Source organism: Legionella wadsworthii DSM 21896 = ATCC 33877, from assembly GCF_000701265.1.
In the GTDB taxonomy this organism is placed as follows: Bacteria; Pseudomonadota; Gammaproteobacteria; order Legionellales; family Legionellaceae; genus Legionella; species Legionella wadsworthii.
Genome location: NZ_JNIA01000023.1, coordinates 192,135 through 210,070, shown reverse-complemented (window position 1 = coordinate 210,070; position 17,936 = coordinate 192,135). Strand labels below are relative to the sequence as shown.

The following is a 17,936-nucleotide window of genomic DNA, read 5'->3' as shown; positions in this document are numbered from 1 at the left end:
ACTCACAATCAAAAAATGTCGAGGAGGTTCAGAATATTTTTTATTCAGTCTGCACTTGAATCTGGACGTTCTCCATGATTTTGAGACAGGATGAATAGTTACCAAAACCCAACATTATAGTTACTTTTTAGCGGGTACACCATCATTTTTTGGTATCGCTTCCTTAAAATAATTGAAAAAGGAGCTACTTTGATCCAATACCAAAATATCTTTTTTGCTTTTAAAACTTCCTTCATATGCAAGTAAGCTGCGGAATAAAGCAAAGAAATCCTTGTTCTTATTATATGCTTCAGCATAAATTGATGCGGCACGCGCTTGTCCAATTGCCCTTACCTTTTGTGCATTACTCCGTGTACGCGCCAATAAAACCATCACATCAGCATCCGCTTTGGCTTTAATTTCTTCAGCTGCTGCTTGACCATCAGCCCGATGTCTATTTGCAATTTTTTGCATGTCCGCACGCATACGCTGATAAATTGCATTACTGGTATTTGCTGGCAACTCTATCCCTTTGATGCGTACATCGACAACAATAAGGCCTAAGCCACCGGCTTGCTTTTGAGCTGCTTTACGAAGTAATTCAGTTAAATCATCACGGCCGCCCGACACTACTTCAGAAATGGTACGTTTACCAAACTGCGCCCGTAATAAGGTGTTTAATTGTTGTTCCAATAAAGTCTCTGCTTTAAATTCACTTCCACCAGTTGATCTAAAATACTGAGCCAAATCCGTAATTTGCCATTTGACGTAGTAATCAACCATCACATCCTTTTTTTCCTTGGTGACAATACGAGTCGATTTGATATCCATAGTTTGAATACGAGTATCAAAAATGCGCACATTTTCAACAAATGGCACTTTAAAATGTAATCCCGGATTTAATACTTTTACTTTATCCGTTAAATCCTCATGAACCAAACGCCCTAAACGTAAAAGGATTCCTTGCTGACCTTGCGTTACAGTAAATACACTGGTCAATAAAAAGAGAATGATTAAAATAGCTAATATGCCAAGGGCTTTACCCATTGTTCTCATTGTTGATCTCTCCCTTGTCGATAGATAGGTCTGGTAAATTCACGACCATCGACCAAATTTTCTGCATCGCTGGCTTCATCACCTTGTACTTTACCATTTTTTGCAATGCCTTGTGGGAAGTTCGAAGCTCTGTCAAACAGTTTATCTAATGGTAGATACAAGACATTACCGGATTTGCTATCTACGATGATCTTACTGCTTTTACTTAAAACCCTTTGCATTGTTTCTAAATACATACGTTCTGCTGTAATGCTTGGGGTAGCAGTATATTGAGGGAGTAAGGCTAAAAATTCTGAAACCTCACCCTGAGCATTGAGAACTACTTTTTTGGAATATGCTTCAGCTTCTTGTTGAATACGACTTGCTCTCCCTTCTGCAATAGGAACTACTCTTGCAGCATAGGCATAAGCTTGCTCTTTAAAGCGTTTTTCATCTTCTTGTGCCTTAATTGCATCATCAAAAGCATCCTGTACACTTTCAGGCGCGCGTGCAGGTTGAGGCGATACGTTTACAATAACAATACCCGTTTTATATAAGTCGAGTGTTTTTACCAGGGTATCTTGAACTTTATTACCCCAAACTTCCCGTCCTTCCGTTATCATTTGATCCAGAGTTGTCGTACCGACTACTTGTCTTAAAGCACTCGAAGTTGCTTGTTGTAAGCTTTCTTCGGGGTTAGCTACATTAAAAAGATACTCTTTTAAATCCCCAATACGATACTGAACTGCCAAGGATACTGAAACCAGATTTTCATCATTCGTCAACATTTGTCCAGAATAGGAATAATCCAATACTCTGTCGACGTTCAGAATGATTTTGGAAGAAATTATTCTAGGTATCCAATGCGGGCCTGGCCCTACTGTTTCAACATATTTACCAAAACGAAGAATCACTGCTTGTTCCGCAGGATCTACTATGAAAATGCCAGCTAATGCCCAAAGTATTAAAGCAAATAGGACAACTACTCCAGTGATTAAACCGCTATTGGATTTTTTGGAAGGTTCATTCCCTGGTTTGGCACCACCGCCAAATAGCCTTTTTAATCTGTCATGAACGCGCTTAAGCGCCTCATCTAAATCTGGAGGCTGATTTTTACCCTTCCAGGGATCTTTGCCTTTATCTGGCTCATTCCACCCCATGTACTACTCTCCTGGCATGTTCTAAGAAAAGTAGAATTCTATGGGGTATATGAAGTTTAAGCAAGTTTTCAAGTGGAATTACACTATTGTATGCTATTTAAAGCCAATCCAATCAAATCGGTATATGATTCCAATATCAGCCATGTGGGCCTGGAAGACTTTACCCCAATAGCTGGTCTCAGTGGATGCTAAATAGCGATACGCTGCATTGACTGCGAAATTATTCCGGAAATTGTAAGTCAAGCCTGCAGTTCCTTGATAGGCGAAAGAGTCTTGGTTAATGTTAAAATGAGGCTTTTTGAAACGGCTTGTACTGTTTAAAGTAGCGTGCATAAAGCCATAACCAATGCCTACCCCAAGAAAAGGAGAAAGTTCACCAAACTTTTTGTCAAAATCGTAATAAATATTTGCCAAAAGTACATTCGCCCGGGTTCCCCCATCAATTTCCAATGCAGGAACATGATTGACACTATAGCGGTTAGTATCTACATAGATGTAATTATATTGGAATTCATAACGAATGGGATTACTTTGGTATCCAAAACCGCCGCCTGCATTATAGCCGTAGCGATAATGCACATCAGAGAGCAAATAACCATAATAAAGCCTTTCTACGTTAGAAGGTGAGTATGTATAACCGCCAAAACCGCTTGCATACCAGCCATTTACTGGGGCAGCGGCAGAAGCTACTCCCGCAACTAAGAAAGCAGTAGTAAAGAGTTTAAATTTCATGGACATTCCTTGTTATTTTTTTTGTGTGATTATGTTATAGAGTAAATTGAATTTGCAATGCTTAATCTAAAAAAATTCTTTGGGATTGAATCAAGAAAAAAATTTTAAAAACATCTGCCTCGATCTTTTGTCATATGAACCTATTTGTACTATATATCCTTGTGAATAAACTTGACGGTAGCTATTTATTTGTTGTATTCATGGAGGTAATAACCCACTATCCCTATGAAAAGCATGATTTTATTTTTAAAACGTTTCCAGTTGTATCGAGAATTTTTTTCTTGCCCTCCAGATCCAAAGAATCTTTTTTATGCAGGTAAAACGGCTGTTAATAGTGAGGCTGATTCTTATTCTGTGAACTCTCTAGCTACTTTAAAGGAATTACTGGTACAAGAGAAAGAAACTATTTTTCGCTTCCTGGTGGATACCTCAGGTAAATTGTGGTTTGCTTTCGAGACTCGGCCTCATAATAAAGCGCCAAAACATTTTCAAATGACGGGTGATCCGTTAGAAACCGCATGCTGCTTAACCGCGGGCAATATAAAATTTAAAGATAAATCAGGGACTACCCTAAAAAATATCAGCCATCGGAGCGGTGATTTCCACCCATCATTCCTTTCTTTACGATGGGTTATGGCAGCACTTCTTATCAATGAAGACGTTCTGCCATTTAAATTACCTAAATTTATTGTCATAAAAGAGATCAGGAACAGAAAAATTTATCGGCATGTATGGAGCCTCCGCAAGCTAAAAAAATGGTTAAAAAGTTTTAGTCATAATGAAGCTTTAATCAACCAATTACGCCAGCCTAATCTAAGTAGCAAGACAGTACATTACGAGGCAACAAAATACCTGACAGAAACCACAGCTCCACTTTGCGCAAAAAAAGTCAAGGAGTACGAAAAAGCAGTGAATTATTAATCTCAGGTGAGAGTTATAATTATTTACTTGGCCGAATTTAATTTTTATTGACACTTTCCTCTTAGATCAATCTTCCAAACATCTACCACTTGATTGTTTTCAATAATAAAAAATTGGTCAAATAAATTTATCGTGGGATCACAGTGAGGGACAACAAGCTCTAAAACCTCTCCATAGGAAGGTAATGGACTGCCATGCACCGCAAAGACTTTACCATGTTCATCGCCAAATCCACCCCAATCATAAACTAATCCATGATGGCTGATAATTTGCGGCCTTTGTTTGTCTACATATATGGCTTTGGTACCTGCATCTACAGTCACATGCTCTGTTCGGTTGTTACTGATTACTGTAGTTAAAAGTGTCAGGGCTGGCTTGAAGAGATTAAATTGTTTTTCATCCTCTTTGGACCCAATATTCATGTACTGAACATCCATTACCGTATAGGAACCCGGCTGAATTTCAGTAACTTCCGTGGCTTGGACATCTATATCGAAAGTTCCTGTCCCACTCCCCGTGAGAATAGAGCAGTGGATGCCATTTTCTCTTAAGTTTTTTATCAGATCACTTGCCATTTGCATGATGTGCAAGGATTGTTTTTTTCGGTCATTATAAAAAGGTATATGCTGTAAGTTGCCGGCATAACATTGAATACCCATTAATTTGAGCCAGGGTAATTGCTTTATTTTGAAAGCAAATTCTAAAACATATTCCGGATTGACCCCTGTACGTCCTATTCCTGCATCCACATCCAACAGCACAGGAATTATTTTTTTACAACATGAGCCCGCTTCGTTTAAAGCAGCAATATTTTGCAGATTATCTACCACAACCAGAGTCGAAGGAGCCTTTTCAAGACAGTTCATGAGTCGTGAAATTTTATTTTGAGTCACAATGGGAGATGTGATCAGTATATTCGGGATACCTTGTTGGATCAGGATTTCAGCTTCGGAGACTTTGGCGACGCAAACACCAATTGACCCATATTCAATTTGTAAACGCGCCAGTTCGGAGCATTTATGAGTTTTACAGTGAGGTCTGATGTCAATTTTATTTTCAATAGAATGATTTCTCATCACTCCCAGATTGGATTTTAAGATATTTTTATCAATTAACAAACAAGGTGTATCTAATTCTGTTTTTTTAAGACCTATAGCTTCTTTCACATTTCTTTCCTTTGAAAGTTAATCGGCGCTTAACATCACGCGAATACCAATATAAACCAATAAACCACCAAACAGGCGAGATAATGCGGCTTGGAAATTATGAAATATTTTTCGAATTTTATTGGATTGAAGGAATAAAACGACCAAAGGCCAATATAAAGCAGATTCCGTAACAAACACACCAGCTACTAAAGCTTTATCACTCATCGAGGCATTTATGGAAACAAACTGTGTAAACAAGCTCAGCAAAAAAACAGCCAGTTTTGGATTTAAAGCATTGCATAATACACCTTCCATATATGCTTTAGTTGTAGAAATATTTTTTACTGTAGGCAGATTCTGACCTATGACCTTCAATTGTTTTGACTTTAAACCTTTTAATCCCAAATAAATTAAATAACAAGCGCCCACATATTTAATTGTCGTATACAAAAAAATACTTTGAGTAATAATAAATGCCAAACCCAAAATGCAATAAGTGGCATGAAAAAGACATCCGGTAACAATACCTAAGGCAGTGGCTAAAGCTTGACGCTTAGGATACAAAAACGCATTTTTCGTCACCAATATAAAATCTGGTCCAGGACTTATCATACCAATAAAACAAATTAAACTTAAAAAAAACAAACTGATGTTCATAGAATGCCACGTCCTAAAGGTTTTAATTCAAATTATAATAATCCAATGTTCACGTCATATCCATCCGTACTTAAGCTAGACCTTTTTCATGAGACAGGCAATTTACAAAGTCACCTGGTTTTCATGAGGAACTTCTACTGTTGCGTTTTCAATCTTTTCATGGACTTGCATTTTAGGTAACGTTTTAAACATATCATCAAATATAATCTGCGTTCTGGATCCAGGATGATTACGCGCATATTCTTTAACTGTGCTCCAATTACATTTTCCTTCAGCAATCAACCATCGCATCGTACTCCAGGGATTAGGAATTCTTTGATTTTCATAAGCCTCATTATATCTTCTTACAAATTCAGCATAGAGTTTTAAAGGGGGTTCATCTCCTCTTAACGGAACTGCAGCGGCAGTTGGCAAGATCGCATCATGTTCCCCTTCAGAACGGCGGCTATATTTTCGAGTAACCAGCCGTTCAATGGCGAAAGCTGCATCACTTGGCTTTCCAAAAAGCTGACGTAACGTACTTCCCCAGGAATGATCGACATACATAATTTTGTACAATGCGCTGTCGGTGATATGACATCGGTTTACAAAAGGATCAACCAATCCAGGTCTGGTATCCATATAAGCATCAATTTCTTTAAGCAAATCACTGCGTCTATCGGCTAATAATTGGCACAATCCATCTTTTCGCGGGGGTTCTGCTCCGCGGCAAAGCAACATAGCAACGCCTCGAATCAATTCTTTATCCTTACGGTTACGCTCCAATTGCCTACAAAGTGCTTCAAGGGCTGTTTCGCCATGGTTCACATCCTCAGAATTATTATCATTCTCAGCGTCAATTTTTAGCAGCTCTACCGGCGCTTCCTCCAACAATGCTTCTAATGCCTTAATTTTTCCCTGTCCTGCCGCTAACAAGAGCGGAGTGTCTTTCTGTACGCCCACAGGATTTGCTACATCTGCTCCAGCTCTTGTTAAATTGTTCACCCCCGAAGCAAAATCCAACAGTATGGCTTGATGTAGGGGTTGGAAAAGTATATTGTCCTCTGGAAAACGGGTTGCTGCATGGATATTGGGTTTACAATCTAAAATTTTGGTTAATAATGCACGGTCTTTCGTGGTTAAGGCCAAAGACAATAGGGTCCGCCCCTCCTCATCTCGGTGATCCACATTAAAAGTAAAGTTTTCTAGAAGATGAAGGGCCAATTCAATTTTGGATTCAGAAATTGCTTGATGGAGTGGCAAGCCGATATTTTTATCCTGAACTTGGTTTAAAATCTCATCAATAAAACGGGTTAAATCGAAGGGAATTCCTTCATCAATTGAGTTCTCGATTTTTTGATGATGCAGATGAATCAGATAATTTAGTACAGTGATCTGTCTTCCACCATTTATCCAGAAAGGCCTTTCAAGATAACTTTGATTTTCCTGCAGCTTTTCCCTAATGAATTTTTGAAACTCATCCAATCCTAATTTGATTGCTGCATTTATTTCTTTGATAAATTCCATAATACGTCCCCTGTAGTATTCCTTCCCGTTTTATATTACACATTGGACAATAGAAGATCAAAAGAATAGTTAAAACTTCTACAAAACCAGTAATGAATCAATCACTTGAGTGTTGATAGGGCACCTCATTAAGAGTCATTCCTTTTAATGAAAATCAAATCCCATACTCCATGCCCCAAACGTTGTCCCCTTTGTTCAAATTTAGTAAGTGGGCGTGAAAGGGGTCTGGGAGAAAAACCTCCATCATTTTGTGTATTCTGTAAAGAAGGTTCTGTTGATAGAATCGCTAACATGTACTCTGCATAATCCTGCCAATCGGTTGCGCAATGGATAAAACCACCCGGTTTTAATTTCTGAGCTAGCAATTGAATAAACTCTTTCTGAATCAAGCGTCTTTTATGATGGCGTTTTTTATGCCATGGATCAGGGAAAAAAATTTGTACCCCGGCAAGCGAATTATCTAAAAATTGAGTGCGTAAAACCTCCACTGCATCATGAACAACGATCCGTACATTGGATAATTGATATTCATGCAAATCAGCAGCTAAACTTCCAACGCCAGCTAAATGTACCTCAACCCCTATATAATTTTTTTCGGGATTATTTTTAGCCATGGTTAACAACGAGGCACCCATGCCAAAACCTATTTCAATAACAGTATCTGCCGTGTGATCAAATTCTTTTGTTAAATCCCAAGGGGTTCCATTTACAGTAAGTTCATAATTTTGAAGCCAAAGATCGAGACCTTGACGCTGGCGGTTACTCACTCGCCCAGCCCGTAAAACATAACTTTTAATTCTGCGTTGCATTAATAACACTCATATTTTGTCAAATCGTGAATTATATGTTTTTACAAAAATCTTGCAACTAAGGCGTTTTTTTGATATAAAACCGCTCTTGTATTTCACATCCGGCTATATGCCCAGAATTTTACAAAGACCAATAGGGTCTATTATGTTTCAGTAGTTAGAGCCAATGGCTTTGAATTTTGAGTATCGGTGTCTGGTACATACAATGTATGCACCCATCGAAGTGTAGAAAATTAAAGCCGATTGTCGAAGACAACTGAAGAAAAAGCCCTAAATTGAAACCTATTTTGGAGTAACGCAATGTCTAGAGTATGTCAGGTAACTGGCAAGCGACCCATGACTGGTCATAAAGTGTCGCACGCTAACAACAAAACTAAAAGACGCTTTCTGCCTAATATTCAGAACCATAGCTTTTGGGTTGAAGAAGAGAAACGATTTGTCACATTAAAACTGAGTACCAAAGGTATGCGTATTGTTGACAAATTAGGTATAAAAGCAGTTCTGGATAAACTCAGAGCTAAAGGCGAAAAAGTATAATTAAGGGGATAAACCATGGCAGCGGTCACTATTAAAGTGAAAATGGAATCCACAGCAGGAACTGGATACTATAAAACCACAACTAAAAACCCAAGAAATCATCCTGAGAAGATGGAGCTTATGATGTATGATCCCAAAGTACGAAAGCACGTTCTTTTCAAAGAGAAAAAAGTAAAATAATAATTTTAGCCTCATGATGATGAGGCTAAAAATTTACCTTTATTTCTTCTCATTTTCTTGCCAATCAAAAAATACTTTCTGCAGTGTTGAAACTAATTCATCCCATAGCTACTGGATTATCCTCACGAATCGTTTAAACTGTTATTAAACAGCAATGAATACAAAGAGGATTTGAATGAAACCATCATTGCAACTCAATATCAGCCAACATTTAACACTGACCCCCCAGTTACAGCAAGCCATAAGACTGTTGCAATTATCTACGATTGATTTACAACAAGAAATTCAGCTTATTGTCGAATCTAACCCTATGCTTGAAGCCACCCCAAATGAAGAGAAAGAAGAATATGAAATCAATGAGATAAAAGAACAGCATGATGAGTCTTATGATTACCAATGGTCTGAATTGTATCAAAGCCAAAGCAAAAAACTTTCGTTTGAGGAGAATGATTATAATTTCGATAATCTGCACTGCACCACAACCAACTTACAAGATCATTTAAGATGGCAGCTTGAATTATCTCCGATGAGCGATGTGGATAGGGCTATCGCCACGGCAATAATTGATGCAGTGAATGGCGATGGCTTTCTTACAGTATCGGTGGATGAATTGCATGCAAGTCTTACCAGTGATGAGCATCCACTCGATTTAGATGAAATTGAAGCCGTACGCCATCGTTTGCAATTATTTGATCCCGTAGGCTGTGCCTCTGTAAACCTTGCCGAAACATTACTGGTGCAGCTGGAACAACTTCCGATGAATGCAGAGCATTTGGCATTAACCAAACAAATCATTAATGAAAATATTGAAATGCTGGCACAGCATAATTACAAACAGTTGATGAAAAATTTTCATATAAATGAAAAAACAATGGATGAAGTATTGAAGACGATACAGAGTTTGAATCCAAAACCAGGCAACTTAATTCATGAAGAAATAACAGAGTATATTATTCCCGATTTAACAGTAAAAAAAATAAACAACAAATGGAAAGTTCAATTGAATCAAAATGTGCTCCCTAATTTATCCATAAACAGTCAGTATGCCTCATTAATTCAACGGGCAAACAATAGCGCGGATAACCAATTTTTAAAAAATAATTTGCAAGAAGCGCGATGGTTTCTAAAAAGTATCCAAAGCCGTCAAGAAACTTTACTTAAAGTAGGCACATGCATTATGGAATATCAAAAAGGTTTCTTGGAATATGGTGAAGAAGCAATGAAACCTTTAATTCTCAATGATGTTGCTTCCGCATTGGACATGCATGAATCTACCATTTCACGCGTGACCACACAAAAATTTATCCATACTCCTAGAGGAGTTTTTGAGCTAAAATACTTTTTTTCAAGCCATGTGAATACAGATGCTGGCGATGAGTGCTCCTCTACAGCAATTCGTGCTCTCATTAAAAAATTAATTTCTGCGGAGAATAGAAAAAAACCATTAAGTGACAGTAAAATAACTCAGTTATTAGAAGGACAGGGTATTAAAGTAGCGAGACGTACCGTAGCAAAATATCGTGAAGCAATGGGTATTGCTCCATCTAATGAAAGAAAAATAATTTGTAATCATTGAAAGATCATGATTTCATCATGGTTCTATGTAACTTGGAGGTTTTTATGTTAATTCACATTACAGGACATCATATTGAGGTTACCCCTGCCCTGAGGACTTTTACGGAAGAAAAATTCGATAAACTGGAGCGCCACTTCGATCAAATTAAATCAATTAATGTGGTTTTAAATGTAGAAAAATTACGTCAAATTGCAGAGGCAACGATTCATGTCAATAAGGGTGAACTGCATGCCAGCTCAGAATCTGAAGATTTATATGCTGCCATCGATACTTTGATTGAAAAATTAGAGCGGCAATTAATGAAGCACAAAGAAAAAAGCCAAAAACATCACGATTAATAGAATCTCCATAGTCGCTTTGAGGCAGCAAAGTGAAACTCATGATGAGGTTCCATTGAGTTTTACTTGCTGCACAGAGCTACACTTATTGCCTATTTCATGATACATTTGTGGCGCTATGATTAAAACTAAAATTAAAATAATTAATAAATTGGGCTTACATGCACGCGCTTCGGCAAAATTTGTTTCTACGGCATCAAAATACCAAAGCCAAATTAATATTACGAGTAACTCTCAAACTGTAAATGGCAAAAGTATTATGGGAGTCATGATGCTAGCTGCCAATAAAGGCAGTGAGCTCCTTATGGAAATCGATGGACCTGATGAGGCGGAAATGAATGAAGCATTAACCCATTAATTAACAATTATTTTGGTGAAGGTGAATAGTATTTTTTAGATCTCCCCTGCATGCTGTTTACTTCTCCTGATGCTTTCGATGTTTCCTCATTTTATTTAAGGCAACTAAAGTAATCAATAATCCAGATAAAGCGTAAGCAGTAAAACTGACAAATAAAACCAACGAAGGGTTCGCTGCAATCGCCACAAATAATATAATCATAACTAAAACATAAAGAAATGGAACTTTTCCCTTGAAGTCCACTTCCTTGAAACTGTAATAACGAAAATTAGACACCATTAATCCTGACATAGTTAAAGACAAAATGGCACTAAACACAGCAATAAACAGGTTCTGCCATTCATTCTGATAGCAAATCCAGGCAAAAGAAGCCATGACTGCGGCGGCGGGAGGACAAGGTAACCCTTGAAAATACTTCCTGTCCGCTGTCTCAATTTGCGTATTAAAGCGAGCCAACCGTAAAGCAACAGCAGCCGTGTAAACAAAAGCGACGAGCCAACCCACTTTACCCAGATGACTTAGAATTAAGTTGTAAACCAGTAAGGACGGGGCAACGCCAAAGGTAACCATATCGGATAAACTATCGTATTCCGCACCAAATTCAGTTTGGGTATTCGTTAAGCGCGCAATCCTCCCATCAAGCCCATCTGCGATCATGCCAATAAATATAGCAATGATAGAAGCCTCAAATTGTCCTTTCATAGAGGCTACAAGAGAATAAAAAGCTGCAAAAAGACTGGCTGTTGTAAATAAATTAGGCAATAAATATATACCAGAATGACTTTCTTTTTCCATTCCTAATAACCTTTAAAAATACCAAACACTCACATGATGTACATAATAGGGATAAAAATTACTTTTGAAAACCAAATTTAACACAATTTATTTTTACAAAATGAATAATTTTCAGTACAGCACCGCTTTTATGATGGTATACTTAACATACTGTATTTATATTGTATAAAGATATGGCTGCATCTAAAAACAAGACAATCATTATAGAAGGAATTACTTCTCAAGGAAAAACTTTCCGTCCTAGTGACTGGGCAGAACGAATGAGTGGTTCGCTGGCAAGCTTTAAAAACAGTCGTATACATTATTCTCCATTGTTACGCCCTAGCATGAATAGCGAAGGATACCAATGTGTCTTACTTGATCCCAAACTCAAAGAATCCAGTCCATTGCTGTATCAATCTATTATGGATTTTGCCAAGGCTAACAATCTTAGAATATGCGGCGAAGAGAATCAGGAAAGTGACTAATATCCCTGACTGGTTTTAATGGCCATAGTCCAATTGGCTACGTTACCCATGACATAATTTAACATGGCTATCGTATTATCAAAATTCATTGCGAGCACACCGGCTATAATAAATACCAAACCTTTGGGTCCATGCTGAGTACCAGGTTGACTTGACTGTGCCACCAACACACTCCCGCGGACAAACCATAAGATTCCTGCAGTTTGTACCACCAAGCCCATTGAACTGTAAATATTCGTCGGATTATAGGATGAATAGGAGAGAACATTTCCAACGCCATAGAATGTATTGGCCATAACGCCTAAAGCTGTTGGCAAATAAAGCAGGGCCGCGCCTATAAATAAATACATCAAGGGACTATACATTTTTTCTTGGGAAGAGGATTGTGCTCTGTGATCGCCGATTTTTCTAAATTTGGAAATTGCAGTCCAAAAGAATAAAATACCCAAAAGATAAGCAGCTCCCGTAATCAAATGCTGTACTGGGTCTAACGAACGGCTAAGGTTGCCTAAAATTGCTATAAGATCTGGCGTATTCATACTATAATTATAAGTCTCTAAATTGGTAATGCATAATTTTTGCTTATATTAAGCTAATTTCAGGGTTATAATCTCTAGTTTTTACGGTAAAAGTGACATACGCCATGCAAATAAACACATTTCCCATCACCCTAAAAGAATCATATATGATCTCTCCCAAAGTAAAACATTTCATTTTTACTTGTGAAGTAGAGCCTCATTTTAATTATTTACCCGGACAATTTATTACCATTCATTTCGATCATCAAGGTAAATCATTAAAACGTAGTTATAGTATAGCCAATGTGCCCAAAAAAGATAATCAAATTGAATTTGCGGCGGGTTATTTTGCCAATGGACCAGGTACTGAACTTCTTTTTAATTTAAAACCTGGTGACACAATCCAGACAAGTGGCCCTTATGGTCGGCTTATTCTCAAAGGTGATCTTCCCGGACGCTTTATATTAGTCGCCACCAGTACAGGTATTACACCCTATCGAGCAATGCTTCAGGAAATCGCAATGCTCATGGAGCAACATCCTGAACTTGAAGTAGTGATTTTGCAAGGTGTACAAAGGCGAGAAGAAATTCTTTATGGGCAAGAATTTCTAGATTTTTCCCAAAAGTACCCCAAATTTTCCTTTAGACCTTACTTAAGCAGGCAGCCAGCACACGATTTAACAGCAAGCGAGTACAGTGGCTACGTACAACATGCCTTTCCTACTTTAAACCTCAATCCCGAGCGTGATGTGGTTTATCTGTGCGGAAATCCTGGAATGATAGATGAGTCTTTTAACTTGTTAAAAGAACGAGGCTTCGCCATGCAACAAATTATTCGTGAAAAATACATCTCGAGATAGGTTCGAGGCTGTTGACAATTCCCTAGATTAGGACAAAATGGTGGGATTTTTAGAGCTCGGTAATCTACTCTACATGAGGAGTGGTCTTATCAGAGCGTATAAATCGCATCTTTTTGGCCGAAACGATCAGGAGCAAATACACTATGAGTTATGAAGAATTGTCCAATACTATGGAGCTCATGCTGCAACAAGGTAAAGGAATATTAGCAGCAGATGAAAGCAATTCCACTATAGGAAAGCGCTTTTCCTCCATTGGCGTTGAAAATACCGAAGAAAACCGCAGAGATTATCGATTATTGCTCGCTACAACCACTGATTTGGAGCAATATATAAATGGGGTTATTTTATTTGAGGAAACATTTAGCCAAACAGACGAACACGGAACTCCAATCCCTCAATTATTTGCCAATAAAGGTATTGTTCCTGGAATTAAAGTCGATAAAGGATTAGTTCCTTTAGCCAATACTGAAAACGAACAAGTAACCCAAGGTTTAGATGGATTAACAGAACGTTTGCAACATTTTAAAAAATTAGGTGCTAAATTTGCTAAATGGCGTAATGTATATTCGATCTCTGAATTTACTCCTAGCTTAACTGCTGTAAAAACGGGGGCAGAAAACCTGGCTCGTTATGCAGCAGCATGCCAGGAAGCAGGGATAGTCCCGATAGTTGAACCTGAAGTATTAATGGATGGCGATCACACCATAGAACATTGTGCTGAAGTTTGTGAAATCGTTCTTCATGAGTTATTCCATGCTTTATTTATTCACCAAATCGAATTGGAACATATTATTTTAAAACCGAGCATGGTCACTTGTGGAAAGGCCCATAGCCCTTTCAGTGAACCAGATGAAGTTGCTGACTACACCATCAGTGTATTCCGTAATAACGTTCCTGCCGCTGTACCTACAATTAATTTTCTTTCTGGTGGCCAATCATCCAAACAGGCTACAGCCAACTTAAATGCCATCAACAGCATTGATCATCAACCTTGGCTACTGACCTTTTCTTTTGGAAGAGCTTTACAAGAAGACTGTTTGGCTACTTGGGGCGGAAAAAAAGCAAATATTACCAAAGCACAAGAAGCATTATTAAAACGCGCTCAATTGAACAGTCTTGCTTGTGTTGGTGAATACAACGGAACTATGGAATAATTAATACCTTGGGGAGACTTTGTTTGAATACAAAATTTCCCTATAGCTAAAATTTTTAGATCAAAAACTGTTCTATCTTTTTTTTACAATTCATTGAGTTTTAGTAATATTCTCGATACATGTCATTCTCGGGTAAGCGGGAATCTACCTATCCAATTAATTTCTTACTTTGGTGAAGAGAGATTACCGCTACGCGGGAATGGCATGAATACAGATCAAAATTTGTATTGACTATAAGTGTGCAGGCTCATTAGCCTCAAATCATGTGTGGGATATTTATGAACATGGATTTTTTAAGATATAAATCCCGTTTTATAACCATTACTTTAATATTGGGTTATGCATATTTACATTTTGTTCTCACTCGCACATTCGTAGAAACCCCTTTTGATCAGGTCCTTCACTTCTCAGTACGTTTTCCTTACGCGCAAAGGATATTAATTCCATTGCTGGTCTATCCATTCTCATGGTTACCAGTGCAACCACAAAACCTTTTTTTTATGGCTGAATGGTTGTTCACTACACTCATGTACTATGGGGTTTATGTGTTACTAAGGACGGAATTTAGTATTCGCGAGTCACGGCTTCTAAGTTGGTTATTTATCTTAATTTTGCCTTTGGTCACAGTCATCAATTATCGTTTTACCGTTGGAGCTCATGCGACCTTTTTTTACCCAGCCGACACTCCCACAATTTTATTTACAGCAATAGGTCTTTTTTGGTGTCTTCGCGCTCGGTGGATTTACTATATTCCATTAGTTTTTTTCGCTACCCTAAACCGGGAAAGCGCTGTACTGCTTGTTTTACTTATACCCGTGCTGAATTGGCAACGCATTAAAGAAGTTTCAAAACCCTTGATCTTTTCATTTTTAGCATATCTTAGCGCAAGAATAATTATTTTATATTTTCTTAGAGGAACCTCTGGAAAGCTCATCGAATGGAATGCTTTCAAAACCAACTATACCCATTTTGAAGTAAATTTAAATTGGTTATTTTCTGACCTCAATTTGCTTTTATTTTGCTTTTGTTTTGCTGGCTTACCATTATTTTGGTTTGCATTTCATGATTATATCCCTCGAATTTATCGGCCTTTACGGTATTTAATTGCACTTTATTTTGTAGGACTACTTCTAGTAGGAAATTTTATAGAGGCACGTATTTTTGGAGAACTTATTGTCTTACTTTATTTTCCAGTATGTTGTGCAATTCGCAATTGGCTTGCGGAATTAAACATACTTCCAGAAAACCAAAGGTCGAAAAATTTTTTATTTTATTTAAATCGTTATGCTATTCTGGCTGTTTTTGCTTGTATTATTATCTTTCAATCACTTTTAAACCAGGCACTTTTGTGGTGCCTCCATCATTTTCTGGCATAATCCTCATAGAAATAAATTAAGACTTAATTAATTCAAAACGCGCATAAAGCGGTAAATGATCAGAAAGCATCCGCCATGGTTTTCCATGTAAACATGCGACCTCCTGTACCTTCATACCACGAAAATAAACGCGATCGACGCAAAGTGCAGGACGAATAGCAGGAAAGGAACGAGCATGTTGCCCCTCTACTGAAACGAATGCTTCTTCTATATTCAAATTTTCAGCCAGGGGCTTTGAAATAACCGTGCGCCAGTCATTAAAATCCCCCGCCATCAATAAAGGTTCATCGTGAGGAACGACATCCTTTATGCGTTGCATTAATGCGTTACATTGAGTCATTCGTTCTGTTTTAAAAAGCCCTAGATGGACACATAATAAATGGATGGTTACATTATCCAATTTCAGTTGCGCATGTAATATTCCTCTTGATGCCCTACGAATGTTCGCCAAATTGATGTTTTCGTATCGATCAAAAGCATATTTACTTAAAATGGCATTGCCATGATGTCCTGATTCATACACCGCGTTTTTAGCATATAGGTAATGGGGCCAGATATTTTCAGCAATATATTCAAATTGGGGTGAGTCAGGCCATGAATTGATTCTTTTTTGACGTTTCCTATGCTCTCCTTGAACTTCTTGTAAAAAAACAAAATCAGGATTCAAATTGGTAATTGCATCTCTCATTTTGGGCAATAAAAATCGAACGGCTCCCCCGACACCAAATCCTTTATGAATGTTATAGGTGATTAAAGAAACGCTATGTACTTCTTGATGCATAGTTCACTCTTTTTCAATTTCTGTATAAAGCATAACACTAATTTTATGAAAAATTTCCAGCGCGCAGTATTAGAACCCACAAAATACAAGGATAAAATATTAATAAAAAGAGGTGCTCAAAATATTTATTCATTTTTAAATGAATTATAGCTCTCTTATTTGCAGTAGCGATATAATGACTACTTATTATATTGAAAAAAGACAATCAATGGACACCATAAAACTCACCATTCCCGGCTTTTCTATAGCCTGCAGGACTTGGGGCAATCCTCAAAAACCGCCTGTTCTGGCACTACATGGGTGGTTGGATAATGCAAACAGTTTTGCTCCTTTAGCCTCCTACTTAGAAAACGATTTTTATTTTATAGCCGTTGATTTACCTGGACATGGCCACTCATCCCATCTTCCGGAAGGATGTCATTATCATTTTTTTGATGGAATTTTTGTGGTTATAGAAATAATCAATGCACTCCATATCGAGAAGGTACATCTGTTAGGCCACTCAATGGGTGCTTGTTTGGCCAGTTTGGTAGGCGGTGTTATCCCTGAACGTTTAAGCTCACTGAGTCTGATTGAAGGTTTAGGTCCATTTTCGCTTCCTGAAGAAACGGCATGCCAACAGTTAAAAGAATTTACTCATTTACTCAACCAAAAAGACAAACAAACCAAAGGCTATGACAGCATAAATAATGCTGCTTTAGCACGTTCCTTTAAAGGCTATGTTTCTTTTGATATCGCTAAAATTCTTTGTGAACGAAGTCTTATCGACAGAGATGGCAAGTTTTATTGGAGGCATGATCCCCGTTTACTCGTTCGTTCCCCTTTGCGGATGACCGAGAAGCAAATCCTCTCCTGTTTAGAGGAAATTACGGTTAAAACTTATTTGATTTTATCAAGCAATGGTTTTTCTTTTGATCCAGAAATTACGCATAACCGTATAGAAGCAGTAAAAAATCTTACGGTAAAAAAAATGGATGGAGGGCATCACATTCACATGGAAAAGCCAGAAGCTGTAAGCAAACTTCTGGCTAAATTTTTATCCGTTTAAA

At 37.7% G+C, this 17,936-nt stretch carries 20 protein-coding genes and 1 pseudogene; 11 read left to right on the top strand and 10 right to left on the bottom strand.

The annotated features are described in order from the left end of the window. Positions 1 to 120: 120 nt before the first annotated feature. The 3 genes from hflC to BU07_RS0103245 form a co-directional block, all read right to left on the bottom strand. Positions 121 to 1,035, bottom strand: a complete 915-nt coding sequence (hflC, locus tag BU07_RS0103255) for a protease modulator HflC (RefSeq protein ID WP_031563679.1) — start codon at positions 1,033 to 1,035, stop codon at positions 121 to 123. Next, the gene (gene hflK / locus BU07_RS0103250; RefSeq protein ID WP_031563678.1) at positions 1,032 to 2,174 is read right to left on the bottom strand and encodes an FtsH protease activity modulator HflK; all 1,143 of its coding nucleotides are present in this window, start codon (positions 2,172 to 2,174) and stop codon (positions 1,032 to 1,034) included. Before hflK ends, hflC begins: the two co-directional genes overlap by 4 nt. Before the next feature lie 93 nt (positions 2,175 to 2,267). Then, entirely contained in the window at positions 2,268 to 2,906 is a 639-nt protein-coding gene (locus BU07_RS0103245) for an outer membrane protein (protein ID WP_031563677.1), read from the bottom strand. A 234-nt stretch (positions 2,907 to 3,140) separates the two neighbouring features. Between BU07_RS0103245 and BU07_RS0103240 the strand changes: the two genes are divergently transcribed. Beyond that, positions 3,141 to 3,827, top strand: coding sequence for a hypothetical protein (locus BU07_RS0103240; RefSeq protein WP_031563675.1), 687 nt, complete (start codon positions 3,141 to 3,143; stop codon positions 3,825 to 3,827). A gap of 44 nt (positions 3,828 to 3,871) precedes the next feature. Here the strand turns inward: BU07_RS0103240 and BU07_RS0103235 are convergent, their stop codons facing one another. The 4 genes from BU07_RS0103235 to trmB all read right to left on the bottom strand — a co-directional run bounded on the left by BU07_RS0103235 (position 3,872) and on the right by trmB (position 7,947). Next, positions 3,872 to 4,993, bottom strand: a complete 1,122-nt coding sequence (locus BU07_RS0103235) for a DSD1 family PLP-dependent enzyme (protein ID WP_031563674.1) — start codon at positions 4,991 to 4,993, stop codon at positions 3,872 to 3,874. Positions 4,994 to 5,011: 18 nt separating this feature from the next. Beyond that, complete coding sequence (locus BU07_RS0103230) at positions 5,012 to 5,632, bottom strand: LysE family translocator (RefSeq protein WP_031563673.1); 621 nt, start codon at positions 5,630 to 5,632, stop codon at positions 5,012 to 5,014. A 102-nt stretch (positions 5,633 to 5,734) separates the two neighbouring features. Then, positions 5,735 to 7,138: a Dot/Icm T4SS effector AnkC/LegA12 gene (ankC, locus tag BU07_RS0103225; protein ID WP_031563672.1), complete on the bottom strand. Its 1,404-nt coding sequence runs from the start codon at positions 7,136 to 7,138 to the stop codon at positions 5,735 to 5,737. Between the two features lie 128 nt (positions 7,139 to 7,266). Next, positions 7,267 to 7,947 carry a tRNA (guanosine(46)-N7)-methyltransferase TrmB gene (trmB, locus tag BU07_RS0103220; protein WP_031563671.1) on the bottom strand — a complete coding sequence of 227 codons (681 nt, stop codon included), beginning with the start codon at positions 7,945 to 7,947 and terminating at the stop codon, positions 7,267 to 7,269. A 300-nt stretch (positions 7,948 to 8,247) separates the two neighbouring features. Here trmB and rpmB point away from each other — a divergent pair, with 300 nt between their 5' ends. From rpmB to BU07_RS16630, 5 genes and pseudogenes are all read left to right on the top strand, one after another. Next, positions 8,248 to 8,484 (top strand): 50S ribosomal protein L28, encoded by a 237-nt coding sequence (gene rpmB, locus BU07_RS0103215; RefSeq protein WP_019233564.1) that lies wholly within the window; start codon positions 8,248 to 8,250, stop codon positions 8,482 to 8,484. Positions 8,485 to 8,499: 15 nt separating this feature from the next. Further along, entirely contained in the window at positions 8,500 to 8,664 is a 165-nt protein-coding gene (gene rpmG, locus BU07_RS0103210) for a 50S ribosomal protein L33 (protein WP_003635328.1), read from the top strand. Positions 8,665 to 8,839: 175 nt separating this feature from the next. Next, the gene (locus BU07_RS0103205) at positions 8,840 to 10,240 is read left to right on the top strand and encodes an RNA polymerase factor sigma-54 (protein ID WP_031563669.1); all 1,401 of its coding nucleotides are present in this window, start codon (positions 8,840 to 8,842) and stop codon (positions 10,238 to 10,240) included. 44 nt (positions 10,241 to 10,284) lie between these two features. Beyond that, entirely contained in the window at positions 10,285 to 10,578 is a 294-nt protein-coding gene (gene hpf / locus BU07_RS0103200) for a ribosome hibernation promoting factor (RefSeq protein ID WP_031563668.1), read from the top strand. Between the two features lie 118 nt (positions 10,579 to 10,696). Next, positions 10,697 to 10,965: pseudogene (locus BU07_RS16630) on the top strand (HPr family phosphocarrier protein). Between the two features lie 28 nt (positions 10,966 to 10,993). Here BU07_RS16630 and pssA read toward each other — a convergent pair. Then, the gene (gene pssA / locus BU07_RS0103190; protein WP_031563667.1) at positions 10,994 to 11,731 is read right to left on the bottom strand and encodes a CDP-diacylglycerol--serine O-phosphatidyltransferase; all 738 of its coding nucleotides are present in this window, start codon (positions 11,729 to 11,731) and stop codon (positions 10,994 to 10,996) included. Between the two features lie 173 nt (positions 11,732 to 11,904). On the opposite strand from pssA, the gene BU07_RS0103185 reads away from it, so the two are divergent. Next, complete coding sequence (locus tag BU07_RS0103185) at positions 11,905 to 12,198, top strand: DUF3579 domain-containing protein (RefSeq protein WP_031563665.1); 294 nt, start codon at positions 11,905 to 11,907, stop codon at positions 12,196 to 12,198. Here BU07_RS0103185 and BU07_RS0103180 read toward each other — a convergent pair. Further along, entirely contained in the window at positions 12,195 to 12,737 is a 543-nt protein-coding gene (locus BU07_RS0103180; RefSeq protein WP_031563663.1) for a hypothetical protein, read from the bottom strand. The two genes, BU07_RS0103185 and BU07_RS0103180, sit on opposite strands and share 4 nt — an antisense overlap. Before the next feature lie 104 nt (positions 12,738 to 12,841). Between BU07_RS0103180 and BU07_RS0103175 the strand changes: the two genes are divergently transcribed. From BU07_RS0103175 to BU07_RS0103165, 3 genes are all read left to right on the top strand, one after another. Continuing rightward, positions 12,842 to 13,576, top strand: a complete 735-nt coding sequence (locus BU07_RS0103175) for a ferredoxin--NADP reductase (protein ID WP_031563660.1) — start codon at positions 12,842 to 12,844, stop codon at positions 13,574 to 13,576. A gap of 143 nt (positions 13,577 to 13,719) precedes the next feature. After that, positions 13,720 to 14,730, top strand: coding sequence for a class I fructose-bisphosphate aldolase (locus BU07_RS0103170; RefSeq protein WP_031563658.1), 1,011 nt, complete (start codon positions 13,720 to 13,722; stop codon positions 14,728 to 14,730). Between the two features lie 278 nt (positions 14,731 to 15,008). Then, positions 15,009 to 16,106 carry a hypothetical protein gene (locus BU07_RS0103165; protein ID WP_031563657.1) on the top strand — a complete coding sequence of 366 codons (1,098 nt, stop codon included), beginning with the start codon at positions 15,009 to 15,011 and terminating at the stop codon, positions 16,104 to 16,106. A 16-nt stretch (positions 16,107 to 16,122) separates the two neighbouring features. On the opposite strand, the gene BU07_RS0103160 is transcribed toward BU07_RS0103165, so the two are convergent. Further along, positions 16,123 to 16,887, bottom strand: a complete 765-nt coding sequence (locus BU07_RS0103160) for an endonuclease/exonuclease/phosphatase family protein (RefSeq protein ID WP_031563655.1) — start codon at positions 16,885 to 16,887, stop codon at positions 16,123 to 16,125. 208 nt (positions 16,888 to 17,095) lie between these two features. Here BU07_RS0103160 and BU07_RS0103150 point away from each other — a divergent pair, with 208 nt between their 5' ends. Then, positions 17,096 to 17,935, top strand: a complete 840-nt coding sequence (locus BU07_RS0103150) for an alpha/beta fold hydrolase (RefSeq protein ID WP_031563654.1) — start codon at positions 17,096 to 17,098, stop codon at positions 17,933 to 17,935. Position 17,936 lies beyond the last annotated feature (1 nt).